Genomic DNA, 17,196 nt, shown 5'->3' with positions numbered 1-17,196 from the left:
ACGGGCGTCGTCCCCGGTTGGTGGCAGGGAGGGCGGGTGCTTGCGATGGCGGCTGGCGCTCAGGAACAGGGTCCGGCGCGGCGCAGGGGGATAAGGGTCGTCGTCCATAAGGTGCGCCCGAAGGCGCGCTGGCATCTTAGCAAAGGGGCGTGGCAGGGTGGCAACTGCCTGTTCAGGTTGGGCGGGCCAAGGCCCGGAAAGGGGGCAGGGATACCCGAGATGGTCATCTAGCCGTCATAATTCCGTCTGGTGCCGTCCTTCCCGCGACGGCTGACAGGTTTCTCAATGTTCTCTCTGCAGACCATTTTCGGTTCCGGCAAACAGTTCTACACCCTGCTCGATGAGGCTGCCGTCGCGGCTTCCGACGCCGCCAAGGCGCTGCATTCCATGCTGCGCGAGGCCGACCGCCAGCCCGCGCTGGACGCTTTCAAGCTGGCCCGCCTGCGCGAACGCGCGGCCTCGGACAAGATCAGCCAGGCGCTGGTGGACAGCTTCATGACCCCGATCGAGCGCGAAGACATCGAAGCGCTGGGCTCGGCGCTGTACAAGATTCCCAAGCAGATCGAGAAGTTCGCCGATCGCTATTCGCTGGCCACGACCCACCTGGAGCACATCGACTTCGCGCCGCGCGCGGCGATGCTGGAACAGGCCGCCGGCGTGGTGGTGGAGATGGTGGCCGACCTGCGCCACATGAACCTGGACCGGATGACCGCGCTCAACGAGAAGCTGCGCTCGCTGGAGAACGAGGCCGACCGCCTGATGCTCGAGCTGTACCGCGACATCTATTCGGGCCGCCTGGACAACCTGCAGATGTTCCTGCTGAAGGAATTCTTCGAGATCCTGGAAAAGGCCATCGACCGCTGCCGCGAGGCCGGTGTGGTGGCGTACCAGATCGTGTTGAAGAACAGCTGACGGACGCCGCCGCATGTTGACCCTTGTCCTGGTGGTGATCCTGGCCGCACTCGTCTTCGAGTTCATCAACGGCTTCCACGACACCGCCAACTCCATTGCCACCGTGGTGGCGACCAAGGTGCTCTCGCCCGGCTGGGCGGTGATGCTGGCCGCCTTCATGAATCTCCTCGGTGCACTGACCGGTACCGCGGTGGCGCTGACCATCGCCTCGGGCCTGCTCAACACCAACGTGGTCGACGTCACCCCGCAGGTGATCCTGTGCGCCCTGCTGGGCGGCATCATCTGGAACCTGATCACCTGGTGGAAGGGGCTGCCGTCCTCGTCCTCGCACGCGCTGATCGGTGGCCTCTGCGGCGCTGGCCTGGCCGCGGCCCACAACAACTGGGACGCACTGATCTGGTCCGAGCGCCTGGGCAGCTGGGCGCAGAACAAGGGCCTGCTGTGGAAGGTGTTCGTGCCGATGATCACCTCGCCGATCGCCGGCTTCCTGCTCGGCATCGTGGTGATGGTGCTGCTGTGGGCGCTGATCGCCGGCCTGGCCAGGATCGGTGGTGCCATCGGCCGCCTGGCCCGTCCGCGCATCGTCAACGCCTTCTTCGGCAAGGCCCAGATCGCCTCGGCGGCCTACATGGGCTTCGCCCACGGCCACAACGACGCGCAGAAGACCATGGGCATCATCGCGATGACACTGATCGGTGCCGAAGCCACCGGCGCATTGAACGACCTGCCGTCCTGGCTGGCCTTCATGCACCCGGACGCGCATGCCGGTGACGGCATCGCCATGTGGATCGTGCTGACCTGTGCGGTGGTGATGGCCGCTGGTACCGCCTCGGGTGGCTGGAAGATCATCAAGACCCTGGGCCACAAGATGGTCAAGCTGCACCCGATCCACGGCTTCGCCGCGGAGACCAGCTCGGCCACCATCCTGACCCTGGCCGCCCACTTCGGCATGCCGGTCTCGACCACGCACAGCATCTCCACCGCGATCATGGGCGTCGGCTTCGCCAAGAACCCGCGCTCGCTGAAGTTCGGCGTGATCGAACGCATCGTCTGGGCCTGGATCCTGACCATTCCGGCCGCCGGTGGCTGCGCGTACCTGATCCTGAAGCTGTTCGAGCTGTTCGGCTGGACCTGATGCCAGCGGCCTTGGGGTCAGAGCCCTTTCCCTGCGGGAAAAGGATCTGACCCCGACAAACGAAAAAGCCCGCCGTATTCCGGCGGGCTTTTTTCATTGGATAAACAATTCTTCTGCACCCATCGTGTCGACCAAGGTCGACACCTACCAGAGCAGAAACCGAGATCCGATCCCGTGCCGACCAACGGTCGGCACCCACCAACAGCGCCCGGAAACTGTCGAAGGCGGGGGGGGATGGGTAGGCGGGGGCGCAGAGCGCCATGGATGGCGCTCTACGAGGCACGCAGGAGCAGTTTTTGCCGTCCCCCGCCTGCCCATCCCACCTCGCCAACCCACGGAACCCCGGCTTCTGCAGTTGCCGTTGCAGTGGCCGTTGATTCTGCGGGTGCCGGGCCGCAGGCCCGGCCAAACCCCTCAGTTACGCTGGAACAGCGCCTGCACATCCTTGCGGAACGCTGCCTGGCTGTCCGCCCGGCTGTAGAACATGTGCCCGCCCGGATAGCTCCGCACCTGCACCCGGTCCGGGTTGCTGCCCATCGCCGGCATCTGGTCCACCGTCAGGATCGATCCCATGAACGGGCATGACAGATCGTTCCAGCCATGCACGATCAGCACCTGCAGATGCGGATCGATCGCCACCGCCTGGCGCAGTTGGGTCACCGCGCCCTGGCGCAGCTCGCCATTGCGGTCCCACAACCGGTTCACGTCGTAGTTCAGCGCCTGGTAGCGCGCATCCACCTTCCAGCCGACCACACGCGTCACGAAGTCGACCATCGCCGTGGTGGTCGGCGCAATGATGCTGTCCAGCAGCGGATCGTTGGCGCGCTGTTCCGGATCATTCGGGAACGGATCGAACGCGGTCACGTTGGAGTCGTAGCGGCTGCCCAGCGTGCCCTTGTCGCGGAACACCTCACGCAGATAGGCCTGCGTCTCCAGGCGGCCACCGGCGCGGCGCACGAACTGCGGGTCCAGCCCGGTCAGCTCGGTGACCCGGCGCAGCATCGCCTCGGTCGCCTGCGGATCGCTGCGGCCCTTCATCAGCGCGGTGGCGTAGTCGCCACGGGTGTACTCCACCACCTCGCGCATCGCCGCATCGGTCAGCTTGCCCTGGCGCTCCAGGTGCGCCGCGGCGATCGACGGCAACGTCTGCATCCACGCCATCGGCGAGACGTCGGCGTTGTCTTCCAGGGTCGGGCTCAGGTAGGGCGAGACCAGCACAAGGCCGTTCATCGCGACGCCCAGCCGGGTCTGCAGGAAGTGGGTGATGCGTGGGCCACGGTAGCCACCATAGCTCTCGCCGGTCAGGTACTTGCGCGAGGCCATGCGCTGGTTGCGCAGCAGCCAGTCGTAGATCGAGCGCGAGAGATATTCGACGTCGGCACTGGGGTTGTACAACGCCTTCTTGGCTTCATCGTCGCCGATCCGCGCGCGGCTGAAGCCAGTACCGACCGGATCGATGAACACCAGATCGGTGAAGTCCAGCCAGGTGCCGGGGTTGTCGTGCAGGGTGGCGGGTGCCGATGCGCTGTCACCCTCCGAACCAAAGGTGACCACCTTGGGCCCGATCGCACCCATGTTGAGGTAGACCGACGATGCACCCGGGCCGCCGTTGAGCGCGAAGGTCACCGGCCGGTCCTTGCCCGGCATCGTATAGGCGGTGAACACCACGTCGGCGATCACCTTGCCCTTCGCATCGCGCACCGGCAGGGTGCCGACGGTGGCGGTGTAGTCCAGGGTGCGGCCGGCCAGGCGCGTGCTCTGGCGGGCCGATGCATCGGCGGGCAGCGCAGGTGCTTCGGTCTTGTCGTCTTTTGGATCGGCCTTGGTGTCGGCGTCGGGCGCGGCCAGCACGCTGGCAGGGGCGATGAGCAGGCCGACGCAGAGCGCGGCAGTGTGCAGCAGGGACTTCATGGCACCGTATCGGCAGCGGAAGGGGGTTCCGATGCTAGGCCGGTGGCGGGCATGCCGAATGTGTCCAAAGGCATGCCCGCGCGTGGAGGCTGCCACTGGCCAGATTGGGTCAAGCGGGCAGGGGTGTGCGCACGTCGTCGTCGGCCAGCAGGCCGTATACCGCCGAATCGGACAGTTCGCCCTGGATGCGCCAGCGCTGCCGCAGCACGCCCTCCAGGTGGAAGCCCAGCCGTTCAAGCACGTGTGCCGAGGGCCGGTTGCGCGGGTCGACTTCGGCTTCCACGCGATGCAGGCGCAGGGTCTGGAACAGGTAGTCCAGCAAGTGCTGCAGCGCTTCGTGCATGTAGCCCTGGCCCTGCCTGTCGGGGGCCAGCAGGTAGCCGATTTCGGCACGTGCGGCATCGCGGTCCAGGGCAAACACCACGCAGATGCCCAGCAACGGGCCGTCCAGCGTTTCGCGCACGGCCAGCTTGAGCTGGGTGCCGGTGGCCTGCGCGGCCAGGTCATCGTCGATCTGCGCGCGCGCCTCGGCCGGTCGCGTCCACGCCGGGTGGTTCCAGAACCGCATCACGTCCGGATCGGACTGGATCGCGAACAGGGCGGCCGCATCGTCACGGCGGATCGGGCTCAGGACCAGGCGTGCGCTGTGCAGCGGCAGGCCCGGGAACAGCAGCGAGTGGCTGGCCAATACGGTGGTCCACGCGGATGGACGCGCATTATGGCGCCGCCGGGTTTGCCGATGGGGGTGTAATGCCCTGGGCCGCATGGACCGGTAGTGCCGGCCGCTGGCCGGCAACCTCGATATCCAGTTGATTCATGCAGATCTGCCGGCCAGCGGCCGGCCGGCGGCCCCCCCCTCTCTTTCGTTTTTCATGCGCGCCGCCCCCCCCCCCCCCCCCCGCCACTACCGGGCAACCGGGTCAGAGCCGTTTCCTGTCGGGAAACGGATCCGACCCCGCGCCGGGATCAGACTTCCAGCGAAGCCAGATCGCCCTTCGACTCCAGCCAGCCCTTGCGGTCGGACGCACGCTTCTTGGCCAGCAGCATGTCCATCAGCGAGCTCGTCTGCTCGCGATCGTCCACGGTCAGCTGCACCAGGCGGCGCGTATCCGGGTGGATGGTCGACTCGCGCAGCTGTGGCGGATTCATCTCGCCCAGGCCCTTGAAGCGGGTGACGTTGATCGCGCCCTTGATCTTCTCGCGTTCGATCTTGTCCAGCATCGAGCGCTTTTCTTCCTCGTCCAGGGCGTAGAACACCTGCTTGCCCACGTCGATGCGGAACAGCGGTGGCATCGCCACGAACACGTGGCCGGCATCGACCAGCGCCGGGAAGTGCTTGAGGAACAGGGCGGTGAGCAGGGTGGCGATGTGCAGGCCGTCCGAGTCCGCGTCGGCCAGGATGATGACCTTGCCGTAGCGCAGGCCGCTGATGTCGTCCTTGCCGGGATCGCAACCGATGGCGATGGCCAGGTTGTGCACTTCCTCCGAGGCCAGCACGCTGTTGGACGAGACTTCCCAGGTGTTCAGGATCTTGCCGCGCAACGGCATGATCGCCTGGAAATCCTTGTCGCGTGCCTGCTTGGCGCTGCCACCTGCCGAGTCACCTTCCACCAGGAACAGCTCGGTGCGCGACAGGTCCTGGCTGATGCAGTCGGCCAGCTTGCCAGGCAGGGCCGGGCCCTGGGTGACCTTCTTGCGGACGACCAGCTTTTCGGTCTTCAGGCGCGCGCTGGCGCGTTCGATGGCGATCTGCGCGATCTTCTCGCCCAGGTCCACGTTCTGGTTCAGCAGCAGGCTGAAGGCATCGTGGGCGGCGCCTTCAACGAAGCCGGCGGCCTGGCGCGAGGACAGGCGCTCCTTGGTCTGGCCGCTGAACTGCGGGTCGGTCATCTTCAGCGACAGCACGAACGACACCCGGTCCCACACGTCTTCCGGGGCCAGCTTGACGCCACGCGGCAGCAGGTTGCGGAAGTCGCAGAACTCGCGCAGCGCCTCGGTCAGGCCCGTACGCAGGCCGTTGACGTGGGTGCCGTGCTGGGCGGTCGGAATCAGGTTGACGTAGCTTTCCTGCACCAGCTCGCCTTCCGGCAGCCAGGCCACGGCCCAGTCCACGATCTCGGTGTCTTTCTTCAGGTTGCCGACGAACAGCTCGGCCGGCAGCATCTCGCGATCGCCCAGCTCCAGCTTCAGGTAATCGCGCAGACCGTCTTCGTAGTACCAGGTATCGACTTCACCGGTGGCCTCGTCGGTCAGCTTCACGGTCAGGCCCGGGCACAGCACGGCCTTGGCGCGCAGCAGGTGCTTGAGCGCGCGCACCGCGAACTTGGGCGTGTCGAAGTACTTCGGGTCCGGCCAGAAGCGCACGCGGGTACCGGTGTTCTTCTTGCCGACGCTGCCGACCACTTCCAGCGGGGTGGCGCGGTCGCCGTTGCGGAAGGTGATGCGGTGCTCGGCACCTTCGCGCTTGATGTGCACCTCGACCAGGGTCGACAGTGCATTGACCACGCTGACGCCGACACCGTGCAGGCCGCCGGAGAAGGTGTAGTTGTTGTTGCTGAACTTGCCGCCCGCATGCAGGCGGGTGAGGATCAGCTCGACACCCGGGATCTTCTCTTCCGGGTGGATGTCCACCGGCATGCCGCGGCCGTCATCGCTGACCTCCACGCTGCCGTCCTTGTACAGGGTGATCTCGATCGAGCGGGCATGGCCGGCGAGGGCCTCGTCCACCGAGTTGTCGATCACTTCCTGCGCCAGGTGGTTCGGGCGCGCGGTGTCGGTATACATGCCGGGACGGCGCTTGACCGGGTCAAGGCCGGACAGGACTTCAATATCGGCGGCGTTATAACGGGCGTTCATCTGTCTTCGAAAGCTTGGAGCGACGGGCAAGTGTGGGGTCTGGCACGGGATTTTGCACGCCTGCGGTTCAGTCTCGGCGACGCAGAGGGGGTAAAATGGCAGCCGCTGGAATCTGAACGCCGGCGACCCCCGTTGGGTCGAAACATCCAAGCCATACCGCGAGGAGGACCTCATGAAGAAGTTGCTGACCATTGCGATCCTGGCCGCTGCCGCCGTTGCAGTGCCGCTGGTGATGGCGCAGAACGCCGGCCAGCCGGCCCCGCAGCAGGGTGACCAGGCCGACAAGGCGCAGGCCGAGGCCGATGCCAAGGCCAAGCGTCGCGCCCAGGCCAATGCCGAAATGAAGGCGCAGGGCCAGCCGGCCCCGCAGAAGGAAGAAGAGGAAGAGGCGCGCAAGAAGCGCTGATCCCGCAACCTGCCAAACGCCCTTGCGACAAGGGTTGCGCTCCGGAACGCCCCGCTTTGCGGGGCGTTTCTTTTTAGTGGCGTGCCATCTGCCTCTTGGGTTGGCGGCCATCAATCTGTAAACTATGGCTTTCCGGGAGTAAGTGCGTGTCCACCATTTGCGAATGGGCTGGAGCGGCCAAGCGTGGCTTCCAGCATGGCGGGTCGCAGGTGACGGTCGATTTGACCGGCACGGCCACCCCGACCTCGCACGATGGTCCCCGTCCGGCGCCTGCCGCCGCACGGACCCGCACCTCCCTCGCTGTCCCAGCGAACCGGAAAACCCCCTCCGAGCACCATGCCCGCCCTCCGGGTGCGCGTGGTGCTGCCGTTTTCCATTTCCAGACAGGATGCTTGCAGCCATGACTCCCTTGATTTTCGTAACCGGCGGCGTGGTGTCCTCGCTCGGCAAAGGCATTGCCGCCGCGTCGCTGGCCGCCATTCTCGAAGCCCGTGGCCTGAAGGTCACGATGATGAAGCTCGACCCGTACATCAACGTCGACCCGGGCACCATGAGCCCGTTCCAGCACGGTGAGGTCTACGTCACCGACGACGGCGCCGAGACCGATCTCGACCTGGGCCACTACGAGCGCTTCGTGCGCACACGCCTGAGCCGCAAGAACTCGGTCACCACCGGGCGCATCTACGAGAACGTGATCCGCAAGGAGCGCCGCGGCGACTACCTGGGCGCGACCGTGCAGGTCATTCCGCACATCACCGACGAGATCCGCCGCTGCATCGACGAAGCCACCGAAGGCTACGACGTGGCGCTGGTCGAGATCGGCGGTACCGTCGGCGACATCGAGTCGCTGCCGTTCCTGGAAGCGATCCGCCAGGTGCGCACCGAGCGTGGCCCGGAGAAGGCGCTGTTCATGCACCTCACCCTGGTGCCGTACATCGGCGCCGCCGGTGAGCTGAAGACCAAACCGACCCAGCACTCGGTGAAGGAACTGCGCTCGATCGGCATCCAGCCGGACGTGCTGCTGTGCCGTTCGGAACAGGCCGTGCCGGATTCGGAGCGCCGCAAGATCGCCCAGTTCACCAATGTCTCCGAGCGCGCCGTGATCAGTGTGCCGGACGTGGACGTGCTGTACCGCATTCCGTCGGGCCTGCACGCACAGGGTCTGGACGAGATCGTGGTCAACCAGCTGAAGCTGGCCGACAAGGTCGGCCCGGTCGATCTGTCGATGTGGGAGGACGCGGTCGACGCGACCCTGCATCCGCTGGACGAAGTGACCATCGCCGTGGTCGGCAAGTACGTCGATCACCAGGATGCCTACAAGTCGGTCGGTGAAGCGCTCAAGCATGGCGGCCTGCGCCAGCGCACCAAGGTCAACCTGAAGTGGCTGGAAGCACAGGACCTGGAAGGCACCGACATGGCCGCGCTGGCCGATGTCGACGGCATCCTGGTGCCGGGTGGCTTCGGTGACCGTGGTTTCGAAGGCAAGGTGCTGACCTCGAAGTTCGCCCGCGAGCAGCACGTGCCGTACTTCGGCATCTGCTACGGCATGCAGGCGGCTGTCGTCGATTACGCCCGCAACGTGGTCGGCCTGGAAGGCGCCAACAGCACCGAGAACGACCGCCAGTCGCCGAACCCGGTGATCGGCCTGATCACCGAATGGCGCACGGCAACCGGCGACGTCGAAAAGCGTGATGACAAGAGCGACCTGGGTGGCACCATGCGCCTGGGCCTGCAGGAGCAGCGCCTGAAGCCGGGCACGCTGGCCCGTGAGCTGTACGGCAAGGACGTGGTCGCCGAGCGTCACCGCCACCGCTACGAGTTCAACAACCGCTACCGCACCCAGCTGGAAGATGCGGGCCTGGTGATCGCCGGCAAGTCGATGGACGACACCCTGGTGGAAGTGGTCGAGCTGCCGCGCGATGCGCACCCGTGGTTCCTGGCCTGCCAGGCGCACCCGGAGTTCCTGTCCACGCCGCGTGACGGCCACCCGCTGTTCATCGGTTTCATTCGTGCCGCGCGCGAGCGCAAGGCCGGCGGCAAGCTGCTGCAGGAAGCCCGCGCCTGACTTGTGATGGGGGCCATCGGCCCCCATCTTGCACGCTTCAACCCCCAGCGCACCGGCCCGGCCGGTGCCGCGGACAACAAGGAAACGCCATGAAACTGTGTGGATTCGAGGTTGGGCTGGATCAGCCCCTGTTCCTGATCGCCGGCCCCTGCGTGATCGAGTCGATGCAGTTGCAGCTCGATACCGCCGGCAAGCTGAAGGAAGTCACCGACAAGCTCGGCGTCAACTTCATCTTCAAGTCCAGCTTCGACAAGGCCAACCGCACCTCGGGCACCGCGTTCCGTGGCCCGGGCATGGAAGAGGGTCTGAAGGTCCTGGCCGAGGTCAAGAAGCAGATCGGCGTGCCGGTGCTGACCGACGTCCATGAGTACACCCCGATGGACGAGGTGGCCTCGGTGGTGGACGTGCTGCAGACCCCGGCGTTCCTGGTCCGCCAGACCGACTTCATCCGCAAGGTGTGCTCGGCCGGCAAGCCGGTCAACATCAAGAAGGGCCAGTTCCTGGCGCCGTGGGACATGAAGCCGGTCGTGGAGAAGGCCAAGGCCACCGGCAACGAGCAGATCATGGTCTGCGAGCGCGGTGCCAGCTTCGGCTACAACAACCTGGTCAGCGACATGCGTTCGCTGGCGGTGATGCGCGATACCGGTTGCCCGGTGGTATTCGACGCCACCCATTCGGTGCAGCTGCCGGGCGGGCAGGGCACCAGTTCCGGTGGCCAGCGTGAGCACGTGCCGGTGCTGGCCCGTGCCGCCGTGGCGGTGGGCATCTCCGGCCTGTTCGCCGAGACCCATCCGGATCCGTCCAAGGCCCTGTCCGATGGCCCCAATGCATGGCCGCTGGACCAGATGGAAGCACTGCTCGAGACTCTGATGGAACTCGATGCGGTGACCAAGAAGCACGGCTTCTCGCGCTTCGCGTGAGTCATGACCCGTGGCTGGCGCTGGAAACCCAGCGTCACCGCCGGCACTGGAAACAGTGGCCGTGGGGCCTGATCGCGCTGGGCTTGGCCGTGCTGTTCACGGTGGGCATGTTCGGCCTGGTGCTGATCGGCGCCGCGTCCGTGCGGCCCCCCGGTGATGGCAGCAGCGCACTCGATCTGCGGGCGTACTTCATTGCGCTGCTGGTCGTGGAGCTGCTCGGTGCCGTGGGCTGCGTCGCTGCCGCTGTACTTGCGTGGCGGCTGAACCGCGGCAAGGTGGCCGCTGGCCTGGCGATCATCCTGCTCTCGCTGTGGCTGGGTGCCCTGTTCTACGGATTGCTTTGATGAATACGAGCACGTCAGCGCGCGGCTGGCCCTGGGGCCTGATCGCGCTGGGGCTGTCTGTGTTGACCTGGATGGCCCTGGTGGTGGGCGTGCTGGCCTTCACTGCCGGTTTCCGGCCGCCGGGGGACGGAAACAACGGTGTGCAGGCTACGCAGTGGTGGTTGCTGGGCGCGCTGGTCACGATGGTGCTGTCCTTCCTGGGCAGCCCGGTGGCGATGGTGCTGGCCTGGCGACGGCGGCGTGGCCCCATCCTGGCGGCGATTGCTGGTGCGTTGCTGGTGATGTTGGTGTCGCTGGTCCTGATCGTGATCGGGTCCAACTGGGGCTGATGCCGCCCAGGCCATTTGGCAACTGGCGGGCAGCCGGGGATAATCACGCGGCATTCGTTTTGTCGCCCCCTCTCCAGACAGGTAACCGGCCCGACCATGAGTACGATCCGCAGCATCCACGCCCGTGAAATCCTCGACAGCCGTGGCAACCCCACGCTGGAAGCCGAAGTCATCCTGGAGGACGGTTCGTTCGGTCGTGCCGCGGTTCCCTCCGGCGCCTCGACCGGCACCAAGGAAGCGGTCGAGCTGCGTGATGGCGACAAGACCCGTTACCTGGGCAAGGGCGTGCGCAAGGCCGTCGACAACGTCAACACCACCATCGCCAATGCGCTGAAGGGTTTTGAAGCCACCGACCAGGCCGGCCTCGACCGTCGCCTGATCGACCTCGATGGCACCGAGAACAAGGGCCGCCTGGGCGCCAACGCGCTGCTGGGTGTTTCGATGGCCGCCGCGCACGCCGCCGCCGCATCGAACAAGCAGGCGCTGTGGCAGTACCTTGCCGCCAAGACCGGCGTGACCCCGTCGCTGCCGGTGCCGATGATGAACATCATCAATGGCGGCGCGCACGCCGACAACAACGTCGACTTCCAGGAGTTCATGGTGCTGCCGGTCGGCTTCACTTCGTTCTCCGAAGCGCTGCGTGCCGGTACCGAAATCTTCCATTCGCTGAAGTCGGTGCTGAAGGGCCACGGCCTGAGCACGGCGGTCGGCGACGAAGGCGGCTTCGCACCGGACTTCCGCAGCAACGTCGAAGCGCTGGACACCATCCTCGAAGCGATCGGCAAGGCCGGCTACACCGCCGGTGAAGACGTGCTGCTGGGCCTGGACGTGGCCTCCAGCGAATTCTTCGAGAATGGCAAGTACAACCTGGTCGGCGAGAACAAGCGCCTGACCTCCGAGCAGTTCGTCGACTTCCTCGCCGACTGGGCCGCGCAGTACCCGATCATCACGATTGAAGACGGCCTGGCAGAGAACGACTGGGCCGGCTGGAAGCTGCTGACCGACCGCATCGGCAAGAAGGTGCAGCTGGTCGGTGACGACCTGTTCGTGACCAACCCGAAGATCTTCCAGGAAGGCATCGACTCGGGCACCGCCAACGCGATCCTGATCAAGGTCAACCAGATCGGCACCCTGAGCGAAACCCTGGAAGCGATCGCCATGGCCGACCGTGCCGGTTACGCCGCGGTGGTCTCGCACCGTTCGGGCGAAACCGAAGACACCACCATTGCCGATATCTCGGTGGCCACCACCGCCACCCAGATCAAGACCGGTTCGCTGTGCCGCAGCGATCGCGTGGCCAAGTACAACCAGCTGCTGCGCATCGAGGAAGCCCTCGGCGCCGGCGCGCGTTACGCCGGTCGTGACGCGTTCGTTTCGCTGAAGCGCTGAGCCGATGCGCGACTGGCGCTGGATGCTGCTGGTGCTGGCCCTGCTGCTGGGCTGGCTGCAGTACCGCTTCTGGTTCGGTCCGGGCAATTCGGGTGAAGTGATGATGCTCGAAGCCCAGGTCGCCAACCAGGAGCGGGACAATGAGGGTCTGCAGCAGCGCAACGACGCGCTCGCTGCCGAAGTGAAGGACCTCAAGGAAGGCCAGTCCGCCATCGAGGAACGCGCACGCAGCGAGCTGGGCATGATCAAGCCTGGCGAGAAGTTCTACCGCGTGGTCGAGGATGCACCGGTTCATCCGGTGCAGCCCGCGGCAGGTGTCAGTGCGCAGGCGGGCGATCATCCGGCGGACGTGCCATGAGCGCGGCGATCTGGGTGGTGGTTCCGGCCGCCGGCCGTGGTGCCCGCTTTGGTGCGCCGCTGCCCAAGCAGTACCTGCAGGCGGGTGGGCAGATCCTGCTCGCCCACACGTTGGACGCGCTGCTGGCGCACCCGGCCGTGGCCGGAGCGATGGTGGTGATCGGCCAGGACGATGCCGACTGGCCGGGCTGGAGTGAGTGGGCCGGCAAGCCGGTGCTGACCTGCATCGGGGGTGCCACCCGTGCCGCCTCGGTGCTGGCCGGGCTGCAGGCGCTGCCGGACTCGGTGCGCGCCGACGAATTCGTGCTGGTCCACGATGCCGCGCGACCGAACCTGTCGCTGGCCGATCTCGGCCGCCTGCTTGAAGTCGGCCGTGCCGATCCGGTCGGGGCGATCCTGGCCGCACCGGTGCGTGACACGCTCAAGCGTGCAGGCGACGACGGTGGCATCGATGGCACCGAGCCACGCGAGCGCCTGTGGCGCGCACTGACCCCGCAGCTGTTCCGCCGCCACCAGCTCAGCCGCGCGCTGTCCGACGCCGCTGCCGCCGGTGTTGAAGTCACCGACGAGGCCATGGCCATGGAGCGTCAGGGCCAGCGTCCGCTGCTGGTGGAAGGCAGCGAGGACAACTTCAAGGTTACCACCCCGGCCGATCTGGACCGGTTCGAATTCGTACTTTCCCGCCGCGCCGGCTGACCGTCCGCGCGGCCCTGCTGCAAGGGTTGCATCCATGAGCACCGCACCGTTCCCGCCCGTCCGCATAGGCCAGGGCTACGACGTCCATGCCTTCGGTGAAGGCGATCACATCATGCTCGGCGGGGTGAACGTGCCGCACAGCTGTGGCGTGCTCGCGCACAGCGATGGCGACGTGATCCTGCACGCCCTGTGTGATGCCATGCTCGGCGCGTTGGCGCTGGGTGACATCGGCCAGCATTTCCCGCCCAGTGACGACCGCTGGAAGGGCGCCGACAGCAGTGATTTCGTGCGCCACTGCGACAGCCTGCTGCGCGAGCGCGGCTGGCGTGTCGGCAACACCGACATCACCGTGATCTGCGAGCGGCCGAAGGTTGGCCCGCATGCGCTGGCGATGCGTGAGCGCATCGGCGGCCTGCTGCAGCTGCCGCTGGATGCGGTCAGCGTCAAGGCCACCACCTCGGAAAAGCTGGGCTTCACCGGCCGTGGTGAAGGCATTGCCGCACAGGCGGTCGTGTTGCTGGTGGCGGCATGATTCCGCTGCCGTTGGCGTTCGGTGCGCCGCTGTTGACGGCGCGCATCCGCACCACGCCGGACGATTTCCAGGTTGACGAACTGCCGGCCTTCGAGGCCACCGGTGAAGGCGAGCACCTGCTGCTGCACATCCGCAAGCGCGGCGCCAACACCGTGCATGTGGCCAAGGTGCTGGCCAAGTGGGCGGGCCTGCCGGAAATGGCGGTGAGCTACGCCGGCATGAAGGATCGGCACGCGGTCACCACCCAGCGTTTCAGCGTGCACCTGCCCAAGCGCATTGCGCCGGACCTGGGCGAGCTGGCCAGTGACGAGATCGAAGTGCTCGAAGCCACCTGGCACAACCGCAAGCTGCAGCGCGGTGCACTGGCCGGCAATCGCTTCAAGCTGGTGCTGCGTGAAGTGCAGGGCGATGCCGCAGCGATCAGCGAACGCCTGCAGCAGATTGCCGAGCGCGGCCTGCCGAACTGGTTTGGCGAGCAGCGCTTTGGCCGCGACGGCGGCAATGTGCCGGCGGCACTGGCGATGTTCGGTGGCCGCCGCATGCGCAAGGATCAGCGTTCGCTGCTGCTGTCAGCCGCTCGTTCGGCGCTGTTCAACCGCGTGCTGGCCGCGCGCGTGGAGCAGGGCAACTGGGATCAGCCGCTGGAGGGTGAGGTGTGGATGCTCGATGGCAGCCGCAGCGTGTTCGGACCCGAGCCGTACACCGACGTGTTGGCCGAGCGCCTGGCGCGTTTCGACATTCATCCCAGCGCGCCGCTGTGGGGTGAAGGCGAGCTGCGCAGCACCGATGCGGCACGCGAGCTGGAGCTGGCCGCGCTGGATGACGAGGAATCGAAAGCGCTGCGGGCCGGCCTGGAAGACGCGCGCCTGAAGCAGGAACGCCGCGCGCTGCGCCTGCGCCCGGCGCTGCTGCAGCACCAGTGGCTGGCCGATGACGTGCTGGAACTGTCGTTCGCACTGCCCCCAGGCTGCTACGCCACCGCCGTGCTGCACGAGCTCGGCCCGGTCGAGGACGCCTCGCAGGCCTGAGCAGAAAAGGGGGCGGAGGCAAAGAGCATCCACGCATGGCGTGGATCTACTTTCCTCCGCTCGCCACAGTAGATCCACGCCATGCGTGGATGGTTTACCTCAACGCCGTGCAAGCAGCACCAGTACCGCGCCGGTACCCCCTTGTCCGGTCGGCGCCGAATGAAACGCCAGCACGTCGTTGCGCAGCCGCAGCAGGCGATCGACCAGGTTTTTCAGTACCGGCGCGCCGCCATCGGACTGCAGGCCCTTGCCGTGGATGATGCGCACGCAGCCATAGTCGTGTGCATGCGCCTCCAACAGGAACTGGCGCAGCAGCGTCTCCGCCTGCGACGCAGTGGCGCCGTGCAGGTCCAGCTCGTCCTGCACCGAGTACTGGCCGCGCTTGAGGCGCTGGAACAGGCGTGGTGGCAGGTTGTCGCGGCGATAGCTGGCCACATCGCCGGCTTCCAGCGGCGTGCTGTCGCGCAGCAGCCGGGCGAACTCGCCGGCTGCTTCGGCCTCGTCACGTTCGGCCATGCGCGCGCGCGGCTTCGGCCGGGGCGCAGCCGGTGCCGGCTCGGCATCCTTGCGCAGCGGCGTCACTTCGCCGATGGCCGCACGGAACAATGCGGCCGGATCTTCGTCTTCAGGGTGCGACATGCGCACAGGGTAAACCGCCGGCGCAGGTCTGCCTATGACGGTTCGATGTCGGCCGTGACCGCCGGCAGGGTAGGACCGGCGGCTCGCATGCGGCACAATAGACGATGCCCTTGCAGGGTCGACGGCTTCCGCAGGGGAGTACGACGGTCCCGCCCACACTGCACGGTGATGGAATCGAATTCTTGGAAAATCAAGCGGTTAAATCGAAGATGCGAATCCTGGTCAGTAACGACGATGGCGTCGACGCCGCAGGCATCCGGATGCTTGCTTCGGTGCTGCGCGAGGCCGGACACGAAGTCACGGTGGTCGCGCCCGACCGCGATCGCTCCGGCGCCAGCAACTCGCTGACCCTGGACCTGCCGATCCGCCTCAAGCGCATCGACCATTACACCGTCTCGGTGGCTGGCACCCCGACCGACTGCGTGCACCTTGCGCTGACCGGGCTGCTCGAGTTCGAACCCGACATTGTCGTGTCCGGCATCAACAACGCCGCCAACCTCGGCGATGACGTGATCTATTCCGGCACCGTCTCGGCGGCGATGGAAGGTCGCTTCCTCGGCCTGCCGGCCGTGGCGGTCTCGCTGGTCAGCCGCAACCACGATCCGAAGCACTTCGAGACCGCCGCGCGCGCTGCGGTGGAGATCGTCGCCCGGCTCAAGGCCGATCCGCTGCCGGCCGACACCATCCTCAACGTCAATGTGCCTGACCTGCCGTGGAGCGAGGTCAAGGGCTTCGAGGTCACCCGCCTGGGCAACCGCCATCGCGCCGAAGGCTGCATCGCGCAGAAGGACCCGCGCGGCAACGAGGTGTACTGGATCGGTCCGGCCGGTCGTGAGCAGGACTCCGGTCCCGGCACCGATTTCCATGCGGTGCGTACCGGCCACATCTCGATCACCCCGATCCAGGTCGACCTGACCCGTTACCAGGCACTGGAGAAGGTGGCCAGCTGGGTCGGCGGCCTCAGTGCCGCGCTGGACCAGCCGGCATGAGCCCACGCCTGCGCCTGCAACCGGAAGCCGTCGGTATCGGCATGACTTCGCAGCGCGTGCGTGACCGCCTGGTCGACCGCCTGCGCGAAGCCGGCATCGTCGACGAGCCGACCTTGAACGCGATCCGGGTGGTGCCGCGCCATCTGTTCATCGACGAGGCACTGGCCTCGCGTGCGTATGAAGACACCGCGCTGCCGATCGGCCACGGCCAGACCATCTCGCAGCCCTGGGTGGTCGCGCGGATGACCGAGGCGGTGCTCCAGGTCGCGCCGAAGCGGGTGCTGGAAGTCGGCACCGGTTCCGGTTACCAGGCCGCCATCCTCGGTGCGCTGGGCCTGGAGGTCTACACCGTGGAGCGCATCGGCGATCTGCTGCGCCAGGCCCGCAAGCGCTTCCGTGCGCTGGGCATGAACATCCGCACCAAGCATGACGACGGCCGCGTCGGCTGGGCCGAGCACGGTCCGTTCGATGCCATCGTGGTCACTGCGGCGGCGCCGGCACTGGTCGACGCCCTGATCGAGCAGCTGGCCGAAGGCGGCCGCCTGGTGGCGCCGGTCGGTGGCCCTGGGGCGCAGTCGCTGGTACAGCTGGACCGCAAGGCCGACGGCAGCATCGAACAACACGTGCTGGCGCCGGTCACGTTCGTGCCGCTGCTGTCTGGCATGCTCGACTAATCCACGGAGCAGGG

18 protein-coding genes are annotated in these 17,196 nt (G+C 66.7%); 14 read left to right on the top strand and 4 right to left on the bottom strand.

Annotation, left to right across the window (positions count from 1 at the left end; genetic code table 11):
• The first annotated feature begins 285 nt into the window (after window positions 1-285).
• On the top strand, window positions 286-912 hold the full coding sequence (locus ACJ7C5_RS09340; RefSeq protein WP_004152833.1) for a DUF47 domain-containing protein: 627 nt from the start codon (window positions 286-288) through the stop codon (window positions 910-912).
• Window positions 913-925: 13 nt separating this feature from the next.
• Window positions 926-2,047, top strand: a complete 1,122-nt coding sequence (locus ACJ7C5_RS09335; RefSeq protein ID WP_412703726.1) for an inorganic phosphate transporter — start codon at window positions 926-928, stop codon at window positions 2,045-2,047.
• Window positions 2,048-2,461: 414 nt separating this feature from the next.
• On the opposite strand, the gene ACJ7C5_RS09330 is transcribed toward ACJ7C5_RS09335, so the two are convergent.
• The 3 genes from ACJ7C5_RS09330 to parE form a co-directional block, all read right to left on the bottom strand.
• Window positions 2,462-3,958: a S10 family peptidase gene (locus ACJ7C5_RS09330; protein ID WP_412703725.1), complete on the bottom strand. Its 1,497-nt coding sequence runs from the start codon at window positions 3,956-3,958 to the stop codon at window positions 2,462-2,464.
• Between the two features lie 109 nt (window positions 3,959-4,067).
• Window positions 4,068-4,646, bottom strand: coding sequence for a GNAT family N-acetyltransferase (locus ACJ7C5_RS09325; protein WP_049421510.1), 579 nt, complete (start codon window positions 4,644-4,646; stop codon window positions 4,068-4,070).
• A 278-nt stretch (window positions 4,647-4,924) separates the two neighbouring features.
• Window positions 4,925-6,814 (bottom strand): DNA topoisomerase IV subunit B, encoded by a 1,890-nt coding sequence (parE, locus tag ACJ7C5_RS09320; protein WP_049447768.1) that lies wholly within the window; start codon window positions 6,812-6,814, stop codon window positions 4,925-4,927.
• Window positions 6,815-6,986: 172 nt separating this feature from the next.
• Here parE and ACJ7C5_RS09315 point away from each other — a divergent pair, with 172 nt between their 5' ends.
• The 10 genes from ACJ7C5_RS09315 (at window position 6,987) to truD (ending at window position 14,880) form a co-directional block, all read left to right on the top strand.
• Window positions 6,987-7,220 carry a hypothetical protein gene (locus ACJ7C5_RS09315; protein ID WP_088025598.1) on the top strand — a complete coding sequence of 78 codons (234 nt, stop codon included), beginning with the start codon at window positions 6,987-6,989 and terminating at the stop codon, window positions 7,218-7,220.
• 400 nt (window positions 7,221-7,620) lie between these two features.
• Window positions 7,621-9,285 carry a CTP synthase gene (gene pyrG, locus ACJ7C5_RS09310; protein WP_032130113.1) on the top strand — a complete coding sequence of 555 codons (1,665 nt, stop codon included), beginning with the start codon at window positions 7,621-7,623 and terminating at the stop codon, window positions 9,283-9,285.
• A gap of 89 nt (window positions 9,286-9,374) precedes the next feature.
• A complete protein-coding gene (gene kdsA / locus ACJ7C5_RS09305; RefSeq protein WP_014036736.1) occupies window positions 9,375-10,205 on the top strand; it encodes a 3-deoxy-8-phosphooctulonate synthase in 831 nt (276 codons plus the stop codon).
• Window positions 10,202-10,549, top strand: a complete 348-nt coding sequence (locus ACJ7C5_RS09300; protein ID WP_094000069.1) for a hypothetical protein — start codon at window positions 10,202-10,204, stop codon at window positions 10,547-10,549. Before kdsA ends, ACJ7C5_RS09300 begins: the two co-directional genes overlap by 4 nt.
• On the top strand, window positions 10,549-10,878 hold the full coding sequence (locus tag ACJ7C5_RS09295) for a hypothetical protein (RefSeq protein WP_412703724.1): 330 nt from the start codon (window positions 10,549-10,551) through the stop codon (window positions 10,876-10,878). The genes ACJ7C5_RS09300 and ACJ7C5_RS09295 overlap by 1 nt, the downstream gene beginning before the upstream one ends.
• 96 nt (window positions 10,879-10,974) lie before the next feature.
• Window positions 10,975-12,267, top strand: a complete 1,293-nt coding sequence (eno, locus tag ACJ7C5_RS09290; RefSeq protein ID WP_032130116.1) for a phosphopyruvate hydratase — start codon at window positions 10,975-10,977, stop codon at window positions 12,265-12,267.
• A gap of 4 nt (window positions 12,268-12,271) precedes the next feature.
• Complete coding sequence (ftsB, locus tag ACJ7C5_RS09285) at window positions 12,272-12,625, top strand: cell division protein FtsB (RefSeq protein WP_014036740.1); 354 nt, start codon at window positions 12,272-12,274, stop codon at window positions 12,623-12,625.
• Complete coding sequence (ispD, locus tag ACJ7C5_RS09280) at window positions 12,622-13,320, top strand: 2-C-methyl-D-erythritol 4-phosphate cytidylyltransferase (RefSeq protein WP_049412797.1); 699 nt, start codon at window positions 12,622-12,624, stop codon at window positions 13,318-13,320. Before ftsB ends, ispD begins: the two co-directional genes overlap by 4 nt.
• Window positions 13,321-13,354: 34 nt before the next feature.
• Window positions 13,355-13,852: a 2-C-methyl-D-erythritol 2,4-cyclodiphosphate synthase gene (gene ispF / locus ACJ7C5_RS09275; RefSeq protein ID WP_005409005.1), complete on the top strand. Its 498-nt coding sequence runs from the start codon at window positions 13,355-13,357 to the stop codon at window positions 13,850-13,852.
• Window positions 13,849-14,880 carry a tRNA pseudouridine(13) synthase TruD gene (truD, locus tag ACJ7C5_RS09270; RefSeq protein WP_412703723.1) on the top strand — a complete coding sequence of 344 codons (1,032 nt, stop codon included), beginning with the start codon at window positions 13,849-13,851 and terminating at the stop codon, window positions 14,878-14,880. The genes ispF and truD overlap by 4 nt, the downstream gene beginning before the upstream one ends.
• 99 nt (window positions 14,881-14,979) lie before the next feature.
• Here the strand turns inward: truD and ACJ7C5_RS09265 are convergent, their stop codons facing one another.
• Window positions 14,980-15,519, bottom strand: a complete 540-nt coding sequence (locus ACJ7C5_RS09265) for a Smr/MutS family protein (RefSeq protein ID WP_010485980.1) — start codon at window positions 15,517-15,519, stop codon at window positions 14,980-14,982.
• A gap of 209 nt (window positions 15,520-15,728) precedes the next feature.
• Between ACJ7C5_RS09265 and surE the strand changes: the two genes are divergently transcribed.
• Both surE and ACJ7C5_RS09255 read left to right on the top strand, forming a co-directional pair.
• The gene (gene surE / locus ACJ7C5_RS09260; protein ID WP_049462715.1) at window positions 15,729-16,508 is read left to right on the top strand and encodes a 5'/3'-nucleotidase SurE; all 780 of its coding nucleotides are present in this window, start codon (window positions 15,729-15,731) and stop codon (window positions 16,506-16,508) included.
• Entirely contained in the window at window positions 16,505-17,182 is a 678-nt protein-coding gene (locus tag ACJ7C5_RS09255) for a protein-L-isoaspartate(D-aspartate) O-methyltransferase (protein ID WP_010485977.1), read from the top strand. Before surE ends, ACJ7C5_RS09255 begins: the two co-directional genes overlap by 4 nt.
• The last annotated feature ends 14 nt before the right edge of the window (window positions 17,183-17,196 follow it).

The organism is Nocardiopsis yanglingensis (genome assembly GCF_045809185.1).
Classification (GTDB): domain Bacteria; phylum Pseudomonadota; class Gammaproteobacteria; order Xanthomonadales; family Xanthomonadaceae; genus Stenotrophomonas; species Stenotrophomonas yanglingensis.
Note: the sequence above shows the minus strand (reverse complement) of the source record. Positions and strands in the feature narration are given on the sequence as shown.

Excerpts from the sequence above, each read along its gene's own strand:
- pyrG (WP_032130113.1), top strand. The coding sequence starts at position 7,621 with ATGACTCCCTTGATTTTCGTAACCGGCGGCGTGGTGTCCTCGCTCGGC.
- ACJ7C5_RS09340 (WP_004152833.1), top strand. The coding sequence starts at position 286 with ATGTTCTCTCTGCAGACCATTTTCGGTTCCGGCAAACAGTTCTACACC.
- ACJ7C5_RS09295 (WP_412703724.1), top strand. The coding sequence starts at position 10,549 with ATGAATACGAGCACGTCAGCGCGCGGCTGGCCCTGGGGCCTGATCGCG.
- ACJ7C5_RS09315 (WP_088025598.1), top strand. The coding sequence starts at position 6,987 with ATGAAGAAGTTGCTGACCATTGCGATCCTGGCCGCTGCCGCCGTTGCA.
- eno (WP_032130116.1), top strand. The coding sequence starts at position 10,975 with ATGAGTACGATCCGCAGCATCCACGCCCGTGAAATCCTCGACAGCCGT.
- parE (WP_049447768.1), bottom strand. The coding sequence starts at position 6,814 with ATGAACGCCCGTTATAACGCCGCCGATATTGAAGTCCTGTCCGGCCTT.
- surE (WP_049462715.1), top strand. The coding sequence starts at position 15,729 with ATGCGAATCCTGGTCAGTAACGACGATGGCGTCGACGCCGCAGGCATC.
- truD (WP_412703723.1), top strand. The coding sequence starts at position 13,849 with ATGATTCCGCTGCCGTTGGCGTTCGGTGCGCCGCTGTTGACGGCGCGC.
- ispF (WP_005409005.1), top strand. The coding sequence starts at position 13,355 with ATGAGCACCGCACCGTTCCCGCCCGTCCGCATAGGCCAGGGCTACGAC.
- ACJ7C5_RS09335 (WP_412703726.1), top strand. The coding sequence starts at position 926 with ATGTTGACCCTTGTCCTGGTGGTGATCCTGGCCGCACTCGTCTTCGAG.
- kdsA (WP_014036736.1), top strand. The coding sequence starts at position 9,375 with ATGAAACTGTGTGGATTCGAGGTTGGGCTGGATCAGCCCCTGTTCCTG.
- ispD (WP_049412797.1), top strand. The coding sequence starts at position 12,622 with ATGAGCGCGGCGATCTGGGTGGTGGTTCCGGCCGCCGGCCGTGGTGCC.
- ACJ7C5_RS09330 (WP_412703725.1), bottom strand. The coding sequence starts at position 3,958 with ATGAAGTCCCTGCTGCACACTGCCGCGCTCTGCGTCGGCCTGCTCATC.
- ftsB (WP_014036740.1), top strand. The coding sequence starts at position 12,272 with ATGCGCGACTGGCGCTGGATGCTGCTGGTGCTGGCCCTGCTGCTGGGC.
- ACJ7C5_RS09255 (WP_010485977.1), top strand. The coding sequence starts at position 16,505 with ATGAGCCCACGCCTGCGCCTGCAACCGGAAGCCGTCGGTATCGGCATG.
- ACJ7C5_RS09265 (WP_010485980.1), bottom strand. The coding sequence starts at position 15,519 with ATGTCGCACCCTGAAGACGAAGATCCGGCCGCATTGTTCCGTGCGGCC.